Annotated in this window: 15 protein-coding genes; 2 read left to right on the top strand and 13 right to left on the bottom strand. The window is 59.3% G+C overall.

Features of this window, described 5'->3' with window-relative positions:
* A partial coding sequence (locus MOV14_RS02300) for a BREX system Lon protease-like protein BrxL (protein ID WP_318537618.1) occupies positions 1-679 on the top strand: 679 nt, incomplete at its 5' end.
* Between the two features lies 1 nt (position 680).
* Here the strand turns inward: MOV14_RS02300 and MOV14_RS02295 are convergent.
* The 9 genes from MOV14_RS02295 to MOV14_RS02255 form a co-directional block, all read right to left on the bottom strand.
* Positions 681-1,079, bottom strand: a complete 399-nt coding sequence (locus tag MOV14_RS02295; protein ID WP_318537617.1) for a DUF1641 domain-containing protein — start codon at positions 1,077-1,079, stop codon at positions 681-683.
* A complete protein-coding gene (locus MOV14_RS02290) occupies positions 1,076-2,272 on the bottom strand; it encodes an NAD(P)/FAD-dependent oxidoreductase (protein WP_318537616.1) in 1,197 nt (398 codons plus the stop codon). Before MOV14_RS02290 ends, MOV14_RS02295 begins: the two co-directional genes overlap by 4 nt.
* 9 nt (positions 2,273-2,281) lie before the next feature.
* The gene (locus MOV14_RS02285; RefSeq protein ID WP_318537615.1) at positions 2,282-2,515 is read right to left on the bottom strand and encodes a sulfurtransferase TusA family protein; all 234 of its coding nucleotides are present in this window, start codon (positions 2,513-2,515) and stop codon (positions 2,282-2,284) included.
* 10 nt (positions 2,516-2,525) lie between these two features.
* Entirely contained in the window at positions 2,526-2,933 is a 408-nt protein-coding gene (locus tag MOV14_RS02280; RefSeq protein ID WP_318537614.1) for a DsrE/DsrF/DrsH-like family protein, read from the bottom strand.
* Positions 2,934-3,134: 201 nt separating this feature from the next.
* The gene (locus MOV14_RS02275; protein ID WP_318537613.1) at positions 3,135-3,977 is read right to left on the bottom strand and encodes a protoheme IX farnesyltransferase; all 843 of its coding nucleotides are present in this window, start codon (positions 3,975-3,977) and stop codon (positions 3,135-3,137) included.
* 54 nt (positions 3,978-4,031) lie between these two features.
* Positions 4,032-4,778, bottom strand: coding sequence for a creatininase family protein (locus MOV14_RS02270; RefSeq protein ID WP_318537612.1), 747 nt, complete (start codon positions 4,776-4,778; stop codon positions 4,032-4,034).
* A 51-nt stretch (positions 4,779-4,829) separates the two neighbouring features.
* Positions 4,830-5,924: an ABC transporter ATP-binding protein gene (locus MOV14_RS02265; protein ID WP_318537611.1), complete on the bottom strand. Its 1,095-nt coding sequence runs from the start codon at positions 5,922-5,924 to the stop codon at positions 4,830-4,832.
* Between the two features lie 4 nt (positions 5,925-5,928).
* The gene (locus tag MOV14_RS02260; protein WP_318537610.1) at positions 5,929-8,127 is read right to left on the bottom strand and encodes an ABC transporter permease; all 2,199 of its coding nucleotides are present in this window, start codon (positions 8,125-8,127) and stop codon (positions 5,929-5,931) included.
* 67 nt (positions 8,128-8,194) lie between these two features.
* Positions 8,195-9,526 (bottom strand): ABC transporter substrate-binding protein, encoded by a 1,332-nt coding sequence (locus MOV14_RS02255; RefSeq protein WP_318537609.1) that lies wholly within the window; start codon positions 9,524-9,526, stop codon positions 8,195-8,197.
* 20 nt (positions 9,527-9,546) lie between these two features.
* On the opposite strand from MOV14_RS02255, the gene MOV14_RS09935 reads away from it, so the two are divergent.
* Positions 9,547-9,678 carry a hypothetical protein gene (locus MOV14_RS09935; RefSeq protein WP_326403750.1) on the top strand — a complete coding sequence of 44 codons (132 nt, stop codon included), beginning with the start codon at positions 9,547-9,549 and terminating at the stop codon, positions 9,676-9,678.
* Positions 9,679-9,829: 151 nt separating this feature from the next.
* Here MOV14_RS09935 and MOV14_RS02250 read toward each other — a convergent pair whose 3' ends face one another.
* Genes MOV14_RS02250 through MOV14_RS02235 form a run of 4 tightly spaced genes read right to left on the bottom strand, consistent with a single transcriptional unit; the run spans position 9,830 to position 15,706 of the window.
* Complete coding sequence (locus tag MOV14_RS02250; RefSeq protein ID WP_318537608.1) at positions 9,830-11,029, bottom strand: hypothetical protein; 1,200 nt, start codon at positions 11,027-11,029, stop codon at positions 9,830-9,832.
* 51 nt (positions 11,030-11,080) lie between these two features.
* Positions 11,081-13,195, bottom strand: a complete 2,115-nt coding sequence (locus MOV14_RS02245; protein WP_318537607.1) for a metallophosphoesterase family protein — start codon at positions 13,193-13,195, stop codon at positions 11,081-11,083.
* A gap of 28 nt (positions 13,196-13,223) precedes the next feature.
* Entirely contained in the window at positions 13,224-13,850 is a 627-nt protein-coding gene (locus tag MOV14_RS02240) for a hypothetical protein (RefSeq protein WP_318537606.1), read from the bottom strand.
* Positions 13,851-13,861: 11 nt separating this feature from the next.
* Positions 13,862-15,706, bottom strand: coding sequence for an ATP-dependent DNA helicase (locus tag MOV14_RS02235; protein WP_318537605.1), 1,845 nt, complete (start codon positions 15,704-15,706; stop codon positions 13,862-13,864).
* Between the last annotated feature and the right edge of the window lie 32 nt (positions 15,707-15,738).

Here is a 15,738-nt window from a genome sequence, read left to right as displayed (position 1 = left end):
AGTGACCCCGGCTAAGCTCTTCTACGACGTGAGGAGCAACATACCCGGAGACCTTGTGATCAACGACGTGGTGGTGTTCGACGAGATAAGCAAGATCAAGTTCTCGAACGGAGACGAGGTAGTTGCGAAGCTCAAAGACTACATGGTGGACGGGTACTTCGAGAGGGGAGCTTACCACCCGAAGAAGCCAGCCGCATGCTCGCTCGTCTTTATAGGGAACATTGACCTCGAGAGGATCGCCTCGCACTACAGCCTCGCAGGCTACCTTCCCAGGTTCATGCAGGACACAGCCTTCCTCGACAGGATCCACGGCTTCATACACGGGTGGGAGCTACCCAAGATCATGAAGAGCGAGGAGCACCTAGCCCAGGGCTACGGCGTCGCAGCGGACTACCTAGCGGAGGTGCTTCACGTTTACAGGCAGGTGAGCCTGGAGCAGGAGGTTGAAGGGCTCTTCGAGATGGAGGGGAGGCTCACAATACGCGACGAGAAAGCCGTCAGAAGGCTCCTCTCAGGCGCGCTGAAGCTCCTGTTCCCCCACAGGCAGTACAGCAGGGGAGAGCTCGAGCGCGTAGCCCAAGTATACGTCGACTTAAGGAACAACGTCTCGCAGATACTGACAGCCCTCTCCCCGAAGGAGTTCCCGAGTAAGAAAATAAGCGTAAAAATTAGGGGTTAAGCTACTTTCTGCCCTGCCTGCCAAGAGCCTTGAGGAGCTCGAGAACAACACCCAACCCGCGCTGCACCTCGGGGTCGCTAAGCGCTTTGAGAAGCCCCAGGAGGCCTACGGGCTGCGGCTCCTTTGGTACAGACTTCAGGGCCTCAACAAGCACCGGTGCCTTCTCCTTTAACGCCTCGTAGTCGACACTCCCCAGGAGCTCCAGGATGTCGTCGATGTGGTCGAGCAGCTTGAGCGTGCCTGGCGTCAGTAGCAGCGACGACAGTCTGCCGATGAACTCGGGGTCGAGCAAGTCCTTAACAGTGTCGAGCAGGCCCAGCTCGTTGGCCCTTACGAGCACCTCCAAGGCTTTGTTCAGCGCCTCAGCCTGCTCAGGTGTTAGCTCGGCTTTCACGCTCACCACCCCTCACCCCTCTTGATGAACTCGTCAGAAGCCTCGAAGTACGCCTTGAACACAGGGCTCCAGAACTCAGGGTACTTGATTGCGCTCCAGTAGGTCGCCACGAACAGGTCTTCCATCAGCCTCTTGAACTTACTCAGCCTCACCGGGATAGGCGGGTGGTCGTAGTCGCTTATCACGAAGCCACCCTTCCCGTCGAGGATTATCGGGCAGTTCGTTCTCCCGCTGTACTTCGCGTCGTACCCGAGCAGCCTCGCGGCGACGACCTCGGCTTGAAGGTGCGCTGTCACACCGCTCTTAGAGGTTGGAGCGTTCGTGCAGTCTCCGATCGCGTACGCGTCGTCGAAGCCCTGGATATTGCTCGTGTACTTGTCGATCTTTATGTAGCCAGACCCGTCCTTCACCTCCGCGGGGCTGACCGCGTAGCCTGGGCCCTTGTGGGGCGGGATGACTGTAGCCACCGTGAAGGGAATCTCCTCCCCCTCGAGGCTCACCAGCTTCCCATTCTGCAAGTCGATCTCGTTCACCGTGAAGAACGTGTGGAGCTCAATGCCCCTCTGCTCGAGCTCCGGCTCAATTATGTCCGCGATGACCTTTGAGGGGTACGCGTGCGGAACAGGAACCGCCAGGACCACCTTCACTTTACCCGCTAACCCCCTGCTCTTGAACAGCTCGCTCGAGAGGAAGGCTCCCTTGTGGGGACCGGGAGGGCACTTGTAGATAGGGTCGGCTATTCCGATGACGAAGCTACCCTCCCTTAAGCCCTTGAGGGCGTTCCACAGCTTTACCGCGTTCTGGGGGCCCGCGTAGAAGTCGCCAAACCGCTCGAGGAGCTCCCGGTGCCCGGGGATAGCGTCGTAGTCGAGCTCCGCCCCGCTGGCCAGAACAACCACGTCGTAGCTGAGCTTCCTCCCGCTCTTAGTCGCGACTACACGCTCGTTGAGGTCAACGCTGACAACTTCATCGTTAACGAAGTTAACCCCGCTCTTGAGCAGGGACGGGATGGGCCTCAGGAACTTTTCTGGAGAGACGCCTTTAAAAGCCACCCAGAGGTTCCCAGGCTGGAAGTGGTGGTGCTGGCTTTTGTCTACGACCGTGACTTCAAACCCGTGTGGCTGAAGCAGGTTCGCGAGGATAGCCCCCCCTCCGCCGCCACCAACAATAACTACCTTTTCACCGGACGTGAGAAACACCCGAAAAAGCTACTTTTTAGCGGTTACCTTGATGACGGCCTTTATGAAGCCGTCCTCCTCAATTAGGGAGACGAGCTCGTTCTTGGTGCGCTCAACCCAGGCTTGAACGTCGGGCTTGAACCCGGGGTCTGTCGCAAGTACGATGATCACGTCACCGTTCTGGGCGTTACGGTAGGCCCTCGTCAGCGCCGAAATGGGCCCGGGGCAGGCCATCCCACGGGCGTCAACGGTTATCTCAGGCATCCACCTCACCTTAGATTAATATTACTTCGTACTCGGCGGTCTCCTTCATGAAGTATGTAGCTCCGACGATGTCGTCCACTATCGGGTCTAGGTGCTCCTTCTTAAGCCCCAGGGCCTCCGCTATCAGCGAGCACACGTACACCTTCACGTCGCCGATCTCTTTCGCCTCCTTCAGCATGTCGTACCAGCTGGGAGCCTTCATCTTCTCTAAACCTTTAAGCAGGCCGGGGACCATGTCCTCGAACTCCTTGGGGAAGCGCGGCTGAGGCTTGTTCTTCGTGAAGTAGGGGGTCGCGAAGCCGGTCACGAAGATGCGTACAGGGACGCCTAGGTTAGCCGCAGTCTGGGTGAGAACGCCGAGGGGTATGAACTTGTCAGCTGTGCCTGAGAACATTATTATTGCTAAACCTTTTGTCATCTTCGGTCGGTCACATGAATATAACTTGCTACATATATTTCTTTATGTCAACAGAATAATACTTATTTTATTTTTATCAGGTAAATGCCGAAATATCAGTATTGCCGGTTCTCCTCATCCCTTCCTTGGGTTAGGAGACCCTCTTCTCATCCTCCGAACACGTGGCAGAAAGAGGTTATTTATAGGCTTTTTCTGGGGAGACTAGATGAATAGTAGGACGAAAGCCGCTGCGATGAAAGCTGTGGCGAGCTTCCAGGCCACGTAGGAGCTCCTCTTGAATTCCCCCTTAAATAGACCCTTTAGCAAAACGGCGGCTATAGCTGTAGCTAAGACTGCGAGAGCGGCCGCAGAAGGTGTAGAGTACACTCCTCGTAGCCACATTAAGGCGAGGTCGGCGACGACCAGCGCCAGTGCGGTGAGCGAGGCTACTAATCCTGCCTTCTCTCCCAGAGCCACGGGAAGCATCGGAACTCCTGCTAGCCTGTAGTCCTCTGAGAAGTAAGTAGCGGCTGTCCAGATGTGCACATAGCTCCAAAGGACAACGAGCGTGGCAAGCAGGGCAGCCTCGAGGGAAGGCTCGCCCGTTGCAGCAGACCAACCGCCTAGGACGGGCATGGCTCCAGCCGTTCCGCAGATCACGACGCTCCACGGAGTTTTCCTCTTCATGAACTTCGTGTACAGGAAGCTGAAGATCAGGAAGCCGAGTACACCGAAGAAAAGGACCCAGACGTTGATTAGGGAAGCCAAGACTAAACCAGCCGCGACCGTAATAGCTGAAATCCATAGAGCCTGACGCGGTGTCATCCTACCGGACGGGAGAGGCCTGTGGCGCGTTCTGGGCATTATGCTGTCAATATCCATGTCGAACAGCATGTTGAACCCTGTGGCTCCAGCCACGGTTGCGAACAGAGAGATCGATATAAGGGTTAATGCTCGGAGATCTACGTTAAAGCCAAGGGGTTTAATGTAGGCGACGACGCCGGTTAAAACAGCCATGAACGTCTGCCGTAGCTTGAAAAGGTCGGCGATGTCTCGGATCCTCACATAGTGAACACAAAGTGCAGAATCTTAAACCCTCGTGTTTAACATTCTATATGTTTAATGCTTCATGCGTTCCAAGGCTGACCTCAACGCATCGTAGAGCTTCCCTACTTCTCGGACGATCTCATCGAGGTACTCCTGCGCCCTTGAAGTGTCGAATGATACTTCACCCTCCGTGGGCGAGTAGTTCAGGATAGTACCTGGGGCGGGGTACGACTGCACCCCCTGAGACGCCAGGAACACCTCCTCGGGGCTGTAGAGCTCACTTTTTACGAGTTCCGGCCTCGCCGCCGCTACCAGCGCCGTCTCATCTGTGGCGGCGTGACCTCCCTCCTTACCGAGGATGCGCTGAGTAAGCCCCCTCTCGCGCGCTAGACGCCACCAGTCTACGAGGAGCACTGCGAGCCTGTGGTCGAGCCACGCGCGCCTAGCGGCGCTGTCGAGGGCCGAGGTGTTCCCGCCGTGACCGTTGAGGATAACCGCTATCTTGAAGCCGTGAAGCGACAGGCTCGCGAGGATGTCGTAGACTAGGTTCTCGAGGACGTCCGGCCTCACGCGTATCGACCCGGGGTAGCCGTGAAGGCTATTTGTCACACCGTAGTTCACCGTGGGCAGGATGACGGCATTCAGGCGTTCAGCCAGTCTCTCCGCGATGAGCTCTGGTATAATGCAGTCCGTGCCGAGCGGGAGGTGCGGCCCGTGGGGCTCGACGGTGCCGACGGGGAGTATTGCCGTGTCCAAACCATTTGCGAGCAGTTCGCGCACCTCAACGTACGTCATCTCTGCTAGCCTGCGCGCAGGCATGAAAACAGCCACGAGCATGCTGGATATTTGCGTTACGCATCAGAAAGGGGTCTAGGAGAAGGTCTCCTCCTCCCATCCCGTCGTTGGGAACACGCTGACGTCGGAGGGCTTCACGCTCAGCCTTATCCTCTGACCTGGCGCGAGGTCCAGGGCGGGGTCGAGGAGGGCGGTGACCCTCTGCTCGCCGACCCGGATCTTCACCTGGTTGAACATCCCGATGAACATCACCATCTCGACGATGCCTTCAAGCGAGTTGGAGCCCTCGCCGCCGACGCTGAAGTCCTCAGCCTTCACTATTGCAACGGCTCTCTCACCCTCCCTGAGCGTGTACCCAGGTGCGAGGCGGCCCTCCACGACTCGGCCGTCCACCCTGAGCTTGACGGTGTCGCCTATGACCTCGTGGGCCGTCCCCGTGAAGTAGGTGCTCCTCCCTATGAACGTGGCCACGAAGAGGTTCGCCGGCTTCGAGTAGATCTCGCGCGGGGTCCCGACCTGGAGCACCCGTCCCCTGTTCATCACAGCTATCCGGTCGGCGAGGCTCATCGCCTCCTCCTGGTCGTGCGTCACGTAGAGGGCCGTGATCTTCAGCTCCGACTGGATCCTCCTAATCTCCTCCCTCATCTCCAGCCTGAGCTTGGCGTCGAGGTTGCTCAGAGGCTCGTCAAGGAGCAGAACCCTCGGCTCCACCACCAGCGCCCTAGCCAGGGCGACTCTCTGCTGCTGCCCCCCGCTCAGCTGTAGTGGGTAGCGATCCTCCATGCCCTCCAGCCGAACGAGCCTCAGCGCCTCGCGCACCTTCCTCTCGATCTCCTCGTCGGTCAGCTTGAGCTGCTTGCGCCTAACCTTCAGGCCGTAGGCAACGTTCTCGAAGACCGTCATGTGAGGCCAGAGCGCGTAGTTCTGGAAGACCATGGCCGTGCCCCTGGCGTAGGGCTTCACGAAGGTGACGTCCTCGCTGCCGAAGAACACTCTGCCCTCCTCGGGGACCTCGAAGCCGGCCACGATCCTAAGCAGGGTGGTTTTCCCGCACCCGCTCGGGCCGAGGATAGTGAAGAGCTCCCCGTCCCTCACCTCGAGGGTGACGCGGTCCACGGCCCTCACGCGGCCATACACCTTGCTAACTTCAACCAGCCGGATGCCCACCATGCCCCTACACCCCGATGAAGGCGTACCTCTGCTTTAGGACTCTCACCACGATCAGTATAGCCACCAGCTGTATAAATATCAACAGCACACCCATCGCCGCCGCGATCTGCACGCCGATGGGAGAGCCGCCCTTGTAGACGTTCATCATGTAGTACGTCATCGGGGCCTGCGAGGGGTTGAAGTTGCCGATGGTTATGCTCGTGCTAACCTCCGTGGCCATGTATATGAAGCCCAGGACGGCGCCGCTGAAGATGTAGGAGATGATGTAAGGCAGCACGACGCCGAAAACCACCTTAGCGCGCGTGGCCCCGAGGTTCATCGCCGCCTCCTCGAGGCCCACGTGGACCTGCTGGAAGCCGGCGTACACCGAGCGCACCACGTAGGGTAGCTTGCGCACGCTGTAGGATATGACCAGCACTACCCAGGCCTGGAAAGCCCCTATGGAGGCTGGGTCTAGGGGGGTCCCGGCGAAGAGTGTGGTGAAGAAGTAGTAGTAGCCGAGAGCGATCACGAGCCCGGGGATTGCTAGAGGCACCGTTGCCAGCGTGTCCAGCAGGTTTGAGAGCCACGCAACTCGGATCCTGCTAACCCCGTACCCCACCATCACGGCGACAGCAACGGCGAGGATCACCGACAGCGCGGCGTACGTGATGGTGTTCCTGATGTAGGTGAATACCGTGGGGTCGAGGAAGAGGACCTCGAAGTAGCTCAGCGTGAAGCCGCCCGGGTTGATCTCGAAGCCTCTAGGGGGCATGACGTTGAACGCCAGGAGCGCGACGCCGAACTGCGGGAAAGCCGTAAGGAGCACCAGCGGGAATAATATGGCGTAAAGGACGATCTTACCCGGTAGGCCCAGCGGGCGTTGCCTAGGCGATATGCGCCCTCCGCGGCTGATCATAGCGTAGGTCCGCATCCCCACGTAGTTCCTGATCGCCAGGAAGCCCACTACGGCCACGAAGAGCATGACGACTCCGAGGGCCGCGGACTCCGGGGAAACGATGCCCGTCTGAGTCACAAAGCCCCTGAAGATCTGCGCGCTCATGAGGTTCCACTCCTGGAAGATCAGCGGGGCGCCGACGTCCTCGAGGCTGAAGATGAACACTATTATGGCGCCTGCCACTATCCCCGGGAGAGCTAGAGGGAACGTCACCGTCCTGAAGAGCCTGAAGCCCCTGGAGCCCAGGTTCTCCGCCTGCTCCTCGGTGCTGGGGTCCACGTTGAGGAAAGCGCTGTACGCGTTCAGGTAGACGATGGGGTAGAAGGAGATGATTTGCGCAAGGGCAACCCCGACGAGCCCGTCAAGCCTGAGCCGCCACCCGAAGAGCGCCTGAGTCAGCATCGACACGGGCCCGTACTCGCTGAAAAGGATCTTAACGACGTATGAGTTGACGAAAGGTGTGACGAAGAGCGGGACCAGGGAGAGGATGCGGAGCGCCTCCTTGCCCGGGAAGGAGTAGCGGGCCAGCACGAACGCGATTGCAACGCCGAGCAGGGTTGCGGCGAAGGTTACGGCTGTCGAGAGGATTAGGCTGTTAACAAGGATGCCGTAGTTAATCCCCTTGATCACGTAGAGCGTGTAGTCTCCGAGCTGCAGCACTGACCACGCCGTCTCGCCCGGCAGGCTCTCGAGCCTCACGTACTCCCTCGCCGAGAAGATTCTCTGGAAGTTAGAGTACCAGGCTGCCCCCGCAGGCGCCCTGAAGGCGCTCACGAGCACGAGCGTGATCGGAGCGAGGAGGAAAACTACAAGGAACGCGGAGCCGAAAACCAGGAAGAACCACATCAAGGGGTCGAGCTCGTAGAGAGTGCTCCGCACGCGCCGCGATAGCGAGACGACACCCCTGCGCGCTACCCTCGCCTCCCGGAATGCTCGTAGCCTCTCATAGAGGTAGCCCACTGCTGCCGCGGAGACGAATGGCGCCAGGAAGAGCGCGAGCGCTCTCGGTGCTCCGCCAGCGCCGATAGCCACTGTGAAGAAGTCGTAGAGCATGGAGAAAATCGCCAGGAAGCTGAGGCCGAAGCTGAACTTTATCCACCGGTAGTCGAAGCCCAGCTTGTAGAGCGCAAGGGCGGAGGCGAGGGCCAGTAGCCAGAGGAGAGGGTCAAGTGATACGGCCCATTGTGGGGACAACGCGTACAGTGCGACGTACAGGGAGGCTATGGAGAGACCTGCTACCCAGATGAACCACGGCTTAGCCCGCATCTTGCCCTGTCAGAAACCGTGCTTCCATCTTAAAATGTTTAGTTTTCAGAAAAAGGAGGGTGGAAGGTTAAGAGCCGGTCATCTGCTTCAGCAAGGCCGCTGTTTTCAGGTACCTGGCTCGAGCCGCGTCCCTCCACTGGTTCATGAGGTTCTGGTATATTGTAGGGTCGCTGGCAAGGTAGCTGCTAATCTTGAGCGCGTAGTCCAGCGTGAAGGTGGTCTGCGTTTTCGTTAGTGGGTCTGTGAACGTGATCGGGGCTGTCAGCGAGTCCACGAGCTTGTTAAACTGGTCCTTTGAGATCTTCCCGCTCAGGTAAGCCTGCGCGATCTGCGCCCAAACGGGCTGGAGGTCATCGTGGGCGTCAACGAGTGTTGCCTTAAAGTAGTCCACGACCGCTGTGACCCACAGCGAGGAGAGGGTCTCGTTGAAGCTTATGCCGCCTGCTTTCTCCACGCTGGCGAGGGCGGTTTTTAGATCCGGCCTCTTGGAGCCTTCAGGTGTGTCGAACACTCTAGGGTTGACCGGGAGCCTGTTGATGTTGGGGTCCAGCCACACGAGCTGCCCCCCGGTCTCGTTGAGGACCCATGCCACGAACACCGCGGCCTCCCGGGGGTGCCTAGCCCCCTTAAGGATGGCTATGGGGTCTGCGTTGACTATGCTCTCGTTCACGGGTATTACGTACAGGCACGCGGGGTTCTGCTGCTGAGCGGTGTAGCCGTAGAAGTCGATGGTCGTCCCGATCGCTATGTCTCCTCTGATGACGGCGTCTCTTACGTCGCTACTCCCGCTGTAAACCTTCGCGTTGGCGGCGATTAGGGTGAGGGTCCTCCAGCCGGCGTCCCAGCCGTACGCCTGGAGGATTATCTCGAACATCCTGGTGTTGCTGGTGCTCATGGTTGGGTCAGCGATGCCCACGAGCTGCACGGCCGGCAGGGTGCGGGCGTAGACTGGATTGCCCAGGTCCGCCCACCTCGCCGGGGTTGGGAGGTTGTAGCGGGAGAGAATATCCTTGTTCACCGTGAAGCCGAAGCTGCTCACGCTCGCGCCTATCCAGTGGACAAGCCCATCGCTTCCAACCTTGTACGTGGGCGCACCGGCTATGCTCGGCGGGATCTTCTTCATCTCTTGGAGCACGAGGGCGTACTCGGGAACCTTAGATGTGTCTAGAGGCTCTATAAGCCCCTGATCGTCGATGAGGTTGAAGAGCGTTGGCCCGCCACCCCAGGCCACGTCGATGCCCTGACCCTTGGCTGCCGCGTTCTTTATGTACTCCGGCCACTGCTCCGCGTTGACAGGCAGGAAAACGATGTTCACAATGTTGTACCTTTTGGCGACCTCGCTGTTGAGGAACATCCTCCGCGCAACATCCTGTATCGTCTGCTCATGCCTAGTAATCACGTAAAGGGTGACGCCTTGAGATGGGGGTGTGGGCTGGCTTGGCTGTGACGGCTGAGATGGCTGAGATGGCTGGCTGGGCTGGCTTGGTTGCTGAGGTTGGCTTGGTTGTGTCGGCTGGGTTGGCTGTTGCGGCTGAGAGGGCGGAGCTTTAGGGGTAAAAAGCACAAGGGCGATGAGTAAAACTGCGACGGTGGCAACCACCAGGATGGCGAGATTTTTTCTACTCAGCCTGACCACCGTGCTAACTTCAGCAGTGAATTATATACGTTTATCTTTGGGAGAAAAGGAGAGGATAAAAAATGCTTAACTTTTGACTTGAGTTTCAGAAGTCTGGGTTTTCGGCTTCCTGAGGAAAATTAAGGCTAGAGCAACAATGATCAGTAGGGCTTCGACAGCCGAGATGATCAGAAGCGTGTTAACGGTCCCGGACAGCGAATCCAGGGCCGAGGAGAGCTGAGCTACCTTGGAGTTAAGTGAGTCGAGGCTAGACTTCAGAGAGTTTACATTGGAGCTAAGCGACTGGATGCTGGAGGACTGGCTGTTCACCGCCGAGTTGAGGTTGCTGATTGAAGCAGAGAGCTGTTGGAGCGTTTTCTGGTTGGGGAGCTCCGTCACCACGTAGACCCACCACCTGAAGAGGTTCGTCACGAAGGTTGGGCCGTCGAGAGGCACGCCGTAGTACACCGAAGCCCAGGCTGGCTCGTAGTCACCGTATAGCGACTCCCCAGCCACGACGATCAGGACGTTCTTGTCAGTCCAGTACTCGGCCGCGTACATCACGAAGTCGTGGTCGCCCGTGCCCTTACCGTAGGCCATAAGGTCGTACACGTAAGGGGTCGGCGGTGTGTTGTCCCCCATGTAGCTCTTGTGCGCCCACACGAGCCTGAAGAGCCCGGGGAACGTCTCCTTGACCGGGTCGTGATACTTGCCCTGCGCGTCAACCCAGACAACACATCCAGGACCATGCATTAGGACTGGGAGCGTTACGTCCCTCTTGATGAGGTCTGTGCGAAGCAGGGGGTCTGCATCAGGCTCGACGAAGGTAAGCATCCTGTAGTACGCCTTCGCCGTGACGTCGGGGTTGTCGCTGTACACAGCGCCGTGCTCAAGCCTGAGCTTAGTTCCGATCGCTGCTAGGAGGTCGTTGATCTGCTGTATCGTCTTCTGGCCTGGGCCGTAGTCGCTATCGCCCGCGACGTAGAGGACCTTGTTGCCGGAGGCGAGCCAGTTCTTTATCGCAGTCATCTCATCGGGGCTGAAAGCCACTGTCGGCTGCCCGAGGAGGAGGATGTCCACGCCTTTCAACTGAGAGGCGTTGATGGGACCCGTGATCACCTTCCACGTGACGAACGTTATGTTACCCATTATGTAGTTTAGGTACTTGTTGCTCTCGCCGTGACCTAGGTCGACCGCGACGACGACAGGCTGAGCTGTAGCCTTTGGGAGGGAGAAGGCGAGGAGAACCGCGAGCAGTAGCCCGAGTGTTAGGAGTTTTTGCTTCATCAGGGGTTATGATGGCGGGAAAAATAAATAATTTATGTTGTTAAGGGGGTCTCAGCGCCTCTGCTTCAGCTCCCTAATTACGAGAATCACCAGGAGAACTGCCGCGGCGGCGACTAGCGTTACAAGCATCACCGTGGCCGGTTGCGCTACAGGCTGTGGCGACGGCTGGCTGGGTTGTGGCGGCTGTGACGGCTGGGATGGCTGAGATGGCTGGCTGGGCTGGCTTGGTTGCTGAGGTTGGCTTGGTTGTGTCGGCTGGGTTGGTTGGCTTGGTTGCGTCTCCGGGGGTTTCTCGGTTTTCTCGAGTAGAGTGTACTCGGCCGTGGCGAGGTTGCCTGCGTAGTCCACTGCTCGCAGCACGAGCTTAGCGCCCCCCGCTCCAGCAGGGATTGAGCCTGTAACCTTGAACGTCATGCTCCTCACGGGGTCGGCCAGAGTGCTCGGTGAGTAGAGGCTCACGCTCACTGGCTGCTCCGCCCCGTCCACCACGAGCGACGCTAGGAAGTTGGCTACACCCCACCCTTCATCGCTGGCGTCGATGAATGCCTGGAACTGGCCCCCAGGAGCTGGCTTCTCGGGGAATAGCATCTTCATGCTGATTTTCGGCGGCTCGGTATCGAGGGCGTTGGCCAGGGCAACCGCGAGCTTGCCGCCCGGCGGTAGCTTGACCCTGACTGCAACGTAGAGCAGGTCTCCCACGCGCAGCGTGTCCAGTACTTGGAAGCTGGCTCCGCCGCTCGCGTCGAGAAGCTCGGGCGTGAAGTCCCCGGACCACGGCAGGCACCAGACCACAACGTCATCCAGGTCAAGGTACCCGAGCCTGTTCTCGAGCGTCAAGACGTAGGCGTGGGGCCAGAGGTAGAGCGCTGATGGGGTGAACACCTGGTTGGAGACCCCTAAGTCGTTTTTCGGCGGGTATACGCCAATGGGTATGGAGTTCTGTGCCAGCTTCCTGGAGTCGTAGCTGAAGCCGATGAAGGTGGGTGGCTTGACGGGGAATGTTATGTTGCCGCTCTTAAGGTCTATCTCGAAGAGCGCGAGCCCATCGTAGATAGCGCTTCCCATGCCGAGGGTAGTCGTGGTGACGAAGTTCGTGGTCTTGCCGGTCCTCGTGCTCGTGTACTTGACGTAGAGGTCGCGGTGGACGTGCCCCGATAGCACGAGGTTCACGCCGTAGGTTTCGACGAGCCTGAGGAAGAAGCGCGTCGCCTCCATGTTCCCGCTCCAAGAGGAGTATATGGGAGAGTTCGGGTTGCTCTGCGGATCGTATGGAGCGATCACGCTCTGGTCGTCGTACGTCGTCTTGAGCTCACCCTGGTAGTAGAAGACGGGGTGGTGGACCAGGACCACTTTGTAGGGGACGCTGGAGTACTGCTTGAGGACGCCCTCCGCCCACTGGAGCTGGCTCAGCGGCGGGTATCCCTGCTCAAGCGAGTAAAGCCCGACGATGAGGAGCCTATCTCCTATCAGCCTGTACCAGGTTGTGCTCCCGTAGTACTTGGACCACATGTCGGGCGGGGTGTCGTGGTTTCCCGGGATGACAAGGATAGGGAAGCCGTAGAGGAACGCTCTCTCGTAGCTGTAAGCCCAGCGGTACTGGGGCTCGCTGGCGGTGTCGCCTACGTCGCCGGTGTCGATGATCAGGTCGGGTTTCAGCAGGGAGGCGACAAGGTAGCCTGCGATCCTGTTCATGTCGCCCGTTATCACGTCCGGCTGTCCTGCGCCGTAGTGCTGGTCGGTGATCTGGACAACTCTGAGCGTGGTTTTCGAGACGTTTATCACCCACACGCTCCTCGGTAGCTCGAGCTTCCTCTGCCCGACTAGAACGAGGTCGTAGACGCCTGGCTTCGCACTGCTAGGCACGGAAACCGTGACTTTGCCGTTTGAGTAGGTGACGCTGAGCGAGTAGTTCAGGAGGCTCAGCTTACCATCGGTTACCGTGGCGGTGAACATGTAAGCCGCGCTGGGCTGAGCAGCGTCTCCCGTCAGCGTGAACGTGAAGCTGCCGCCCGGAGTCACCGCTGCAGGCTTCCCGAGGCTGATGTCGCTGGAGTACGCGGGCACGGCTAGCGGGGAGAAACCGGGCAGCGCCGGTTGAGCCAGTGCCAGGAGGGAGAAGAGCAGTGTAAAGGCGATAGTAAGTGCAGCAATATGCTCTTTCCTCATCAGGTTAGTACAGCACCTGAAAGTATAATTACTTACCGGTCAGCTCAGCCAGCTTCTCAAGCGCGAGCCTCGACACGGAGACGGAGTAGCCGAAGCCGCTGACCCAGACAGGCAGGACACCGGCCTCAAGCAGCCCCGCCGCGTAGTCCAGCGTCACCGGAGAGTAGTACACCTTGACCCGCGGGAAGGCATCGAGGAGAGCGCTCGAAAGGCTAGAGAGGATGTTACGGCTCAGAGACTCCTTCTGGACCTCCTTGAGCATGCCGGCCTCAGCCGCTCGAAGCCTCTGCGTCCACACGTCGGCCACGTGGCCGCCGTACAGCTCCCCGGGAGAGCTCAAGTAGGATGCCAGACCAGCCACGACGATTTTAACCTCGCCGCTCGGCGAGACTGAGGCGACTTCCCCGCAGTCGTTGGTGTATCGCCTCAAGCAGACCGAGAAGCCCCCCGAGGGGTTGAGGACGCCTATAACCCTGAAGAACGTCTTCCTGCCGGCGTAGTGGACCACGACGCTTCTAGGTCCGGTTTTCGCTGGCTCGATAGGGAGGCCCAGAAGCGCAGCCCTCATCAAGGCCTCGAAGGCTATCTCGCCTAAAGCCCTGCCGGCAATCCTCTCAGCCTCCTCGGTGAAGACTCTCTCGTACTGAGTCGTCATGATACCACCAACTACAGCCTGATTCTCTCCCAGGGGGGTTCAACAGCGTCAAGACGGTCGTGAGTTATAGGCTTTACCAGCTCGCGGACGTAGTCAGGCATGAGCGGCATGTACTGCTGGTAGCGGTAGTCCCCCAGCACGATCACCGCCTGGTCTCTTGGGCTCCTGAGCGCCCTCCCGAGGGCCTGAGCCGCCCTCCTCAAGGCGGGGTAAACGTAGGCGTACAAGCGGCCCTTCTCCTCGCCGTATAGCCTCTGGTAGTACTCTATGTAGAGCCTTGTCTTGGTCGTCGGCTTCTCGAAAGGTATGCCGACGAGGAACACGCACATCAGCTCCTCACCCGGGTAGTCGGCGCCCTCCGCGAACCTACCCCCCATGGGCGCGACCAGCAACCCGCTCCCGCTCTGGGCGAGGGACTTGAACTTCTGGAGAGTTTCCCCAGCCTCTAGCCCGCTCATGTCGCGCCGCTCGACGAAGACGGTGTACCCAAGGCTCCGAGCGGCCTCAAGGAGCCCGCTGGCCATCAGCTTGGCCTGGATGCGGTAGCTGGCGGTGAAAACAGCGGTGTTGCGCCTGACCCTGCGGAGTGTCCGAGCGATCGCGTCCACGTACTTTCCAGCCATCTCGTCGCTGAGCTCCTCCCCCCGCGTCGTGAGGTCTTTGACGAGGTACACGGATGCGTTGGTCTCGTCGTAGGGGCTTGGAACAGTTACCGGGTAGTAGTCTCTCACGCCCACCGTCTCGGCGAACGCCTCGATGGGTGCAAGGGTCCCCGACATGAATATGACCCTCTTGAAGGACCTCCACACCCTCGAGAGAACTTCGCCTGCGCGCATGTCCCATATGTTGAGGTAAAGCCTACCGTTGCTCCTCTCGACAATCAAGGCTATGCCGTCAACCCCCCTCGCCTCAACCGCGGCCTTAAAGAAGCTCGCGAAGTGGTAGAGGCTCGACTGAGGCCTCTTCCCCTCTTTGAACCTCCTCTCGCGAATAGCCTCGCCCGTCTTCAAGGCGTCCTCCAGCCTCTTCTCGAAGTCGGCGGGGAGGAGATCCTCGGGGTCAAACACCTCGCTCTCCTCCTCCTGCAGGCTCGAGTACTTCTCCTTAACCCTGCTTCGAGTGTAGTCGACGAGCGCGGCGCTGTCCTCGTCACCCGCCTCGAGCGCCTCGCTGTAGGCCCTGTCCATAGTCCCCTCGGTTATCGTGTCCCCTCCCAGGTTGAGGTTCTGGAGGTTGTGCGCCTCGTCCACTACGAGTATCGACTCCTTGAAGGGGAACTCCGTCCTGATGCTCCAGCTCAGACCCTCGTCCACGACGTAGTTGTAGCTGAGGGCCACGACGTCGGCCAGCTTCAGCAGCTCGCGCTGGAGGAAGTAGGGGCAAACGCCCATCCTGCTCGCCTCCTCGAATATGTACGTGTACGTCAGCGCCCCCACGTCGACGAACCTCTGCAGGTCAACTCCCTCGCGGAGCCGCCTGTAGTAGGGGCACCTGCTCCTCTCCCTGCTGCAGATGTAGGACACGTCGCTGTAGTCAAGGTTCTCGCCGAACCTCCGGGCGAGGAGGCACATGTCCCTCTTCCCGCGGAGGCTCAGTGCGACGAGCCTGACGCCGCTCTTCTCCCTGAAGACCCTGAACTCCTCCACGGGCCTGTCAGTTTCGCTCCCGGTTCTGACAGCCCACACCACCCTGCCTCCCCGCTCGAGGAAGGGGAGTAGGGCGTAGATCACTACGGGCGTCTTCCCGAAACCCGTGGGGGCCTCGAGGATGACGTTGCGCCTCTTCACCTGCTCCGAAATAATCTTAGCTACCTCCAGCTGGTGCGGCCTCGGCCTGTACGGAAACCTCGCCTCCATCCCGAACAGCTCGTAAATTCGTGTAAAGGTTG

The organism is Infirmifilum sp. NZ (assembly GCF_022693705.1).
Lineage (GTDB): Archaea > Thermoproteota > Thermoprotei > Thermofilales > Thermofilaceae > Thermofilum.
This window is presented reverse-complemented; position numbering and strand designations above follow the sequence as displayed.

Bases quoted from the DNA above. Each gene is read 5' to 3' on its own strand.
- MOV14_RS02285 (WP_318537615.1), bottom strand. From the start codon at position 2,515: ATGCCTGAGATAACCGTTGACGCCCGTGGGATGGCCTGCCCCGGGCCC.
- MOV14_RS02280 (WP_318537614.1), bottom strand. From the start codon at position 2,933: ATGACAAAAGGTTTAGCAATAATAATGTTCTCAGGCACAGCTGACAAG.
- MOV14_RS02270 (WP_318537612.1), bottom strand. From the start codon at position 4,778: ATGCCTGCGCGCAGGCTAGCAGAGATGACGTACGTTGAGGTGCGCGAA.
- MOV14_RS02265 (WP_318537611.1), bottom strand. From the start codon at position 5,924: ATGGTGGGCATCCGGCTGGTTGAAGTTAGCAAGGTGTATGGCCGCGTG.
- MOV14_RS02260 (WP_318537610.1), bottom strand. From the start codon at position 8,127: ATGCGGGCTAAGCCGTGGTTCATCTGGGTAGCAGGTCTCTCCATAGCC.
- MOV14_RS09935 (WP_326403750.1), top strand. From the start codon at position 9,547: ATGGGGGTGTGGGCTGGCTTGGCTGTGACGGCTGAGATGGCTGAGATG.
- MOV14_RS02250 (WP_318537608.1), bottom strand. From the start codon at position 11,029: ATGAAGCAAAAACTCCTAACACTCGGGCTACTGCTCGCGGTTCTCCTC.
- MOV14_RS02245 (WP_318537607.1), bottom strand. From the start codon at position 13,195: ATGAGGAAAGAGCATATTGCTGCACTTACTATCGCCTTTACACTGCTC.
- MOV14_RS02240 (WP_318537606.1), bottom strand. From the start codon at position 13,850: ATGACGACTCAGTACGAGAGAGTCTTCACCGAGGAGGCTGAGAGGATT.
- MOV14_RS02235 (WP_318537605.1), bottom strand. From the start codon at position 15,706: ATGGAGGCGAGGTTTCCGTACAGGCCGAGGCCGCACCAGCTGGAGGTA.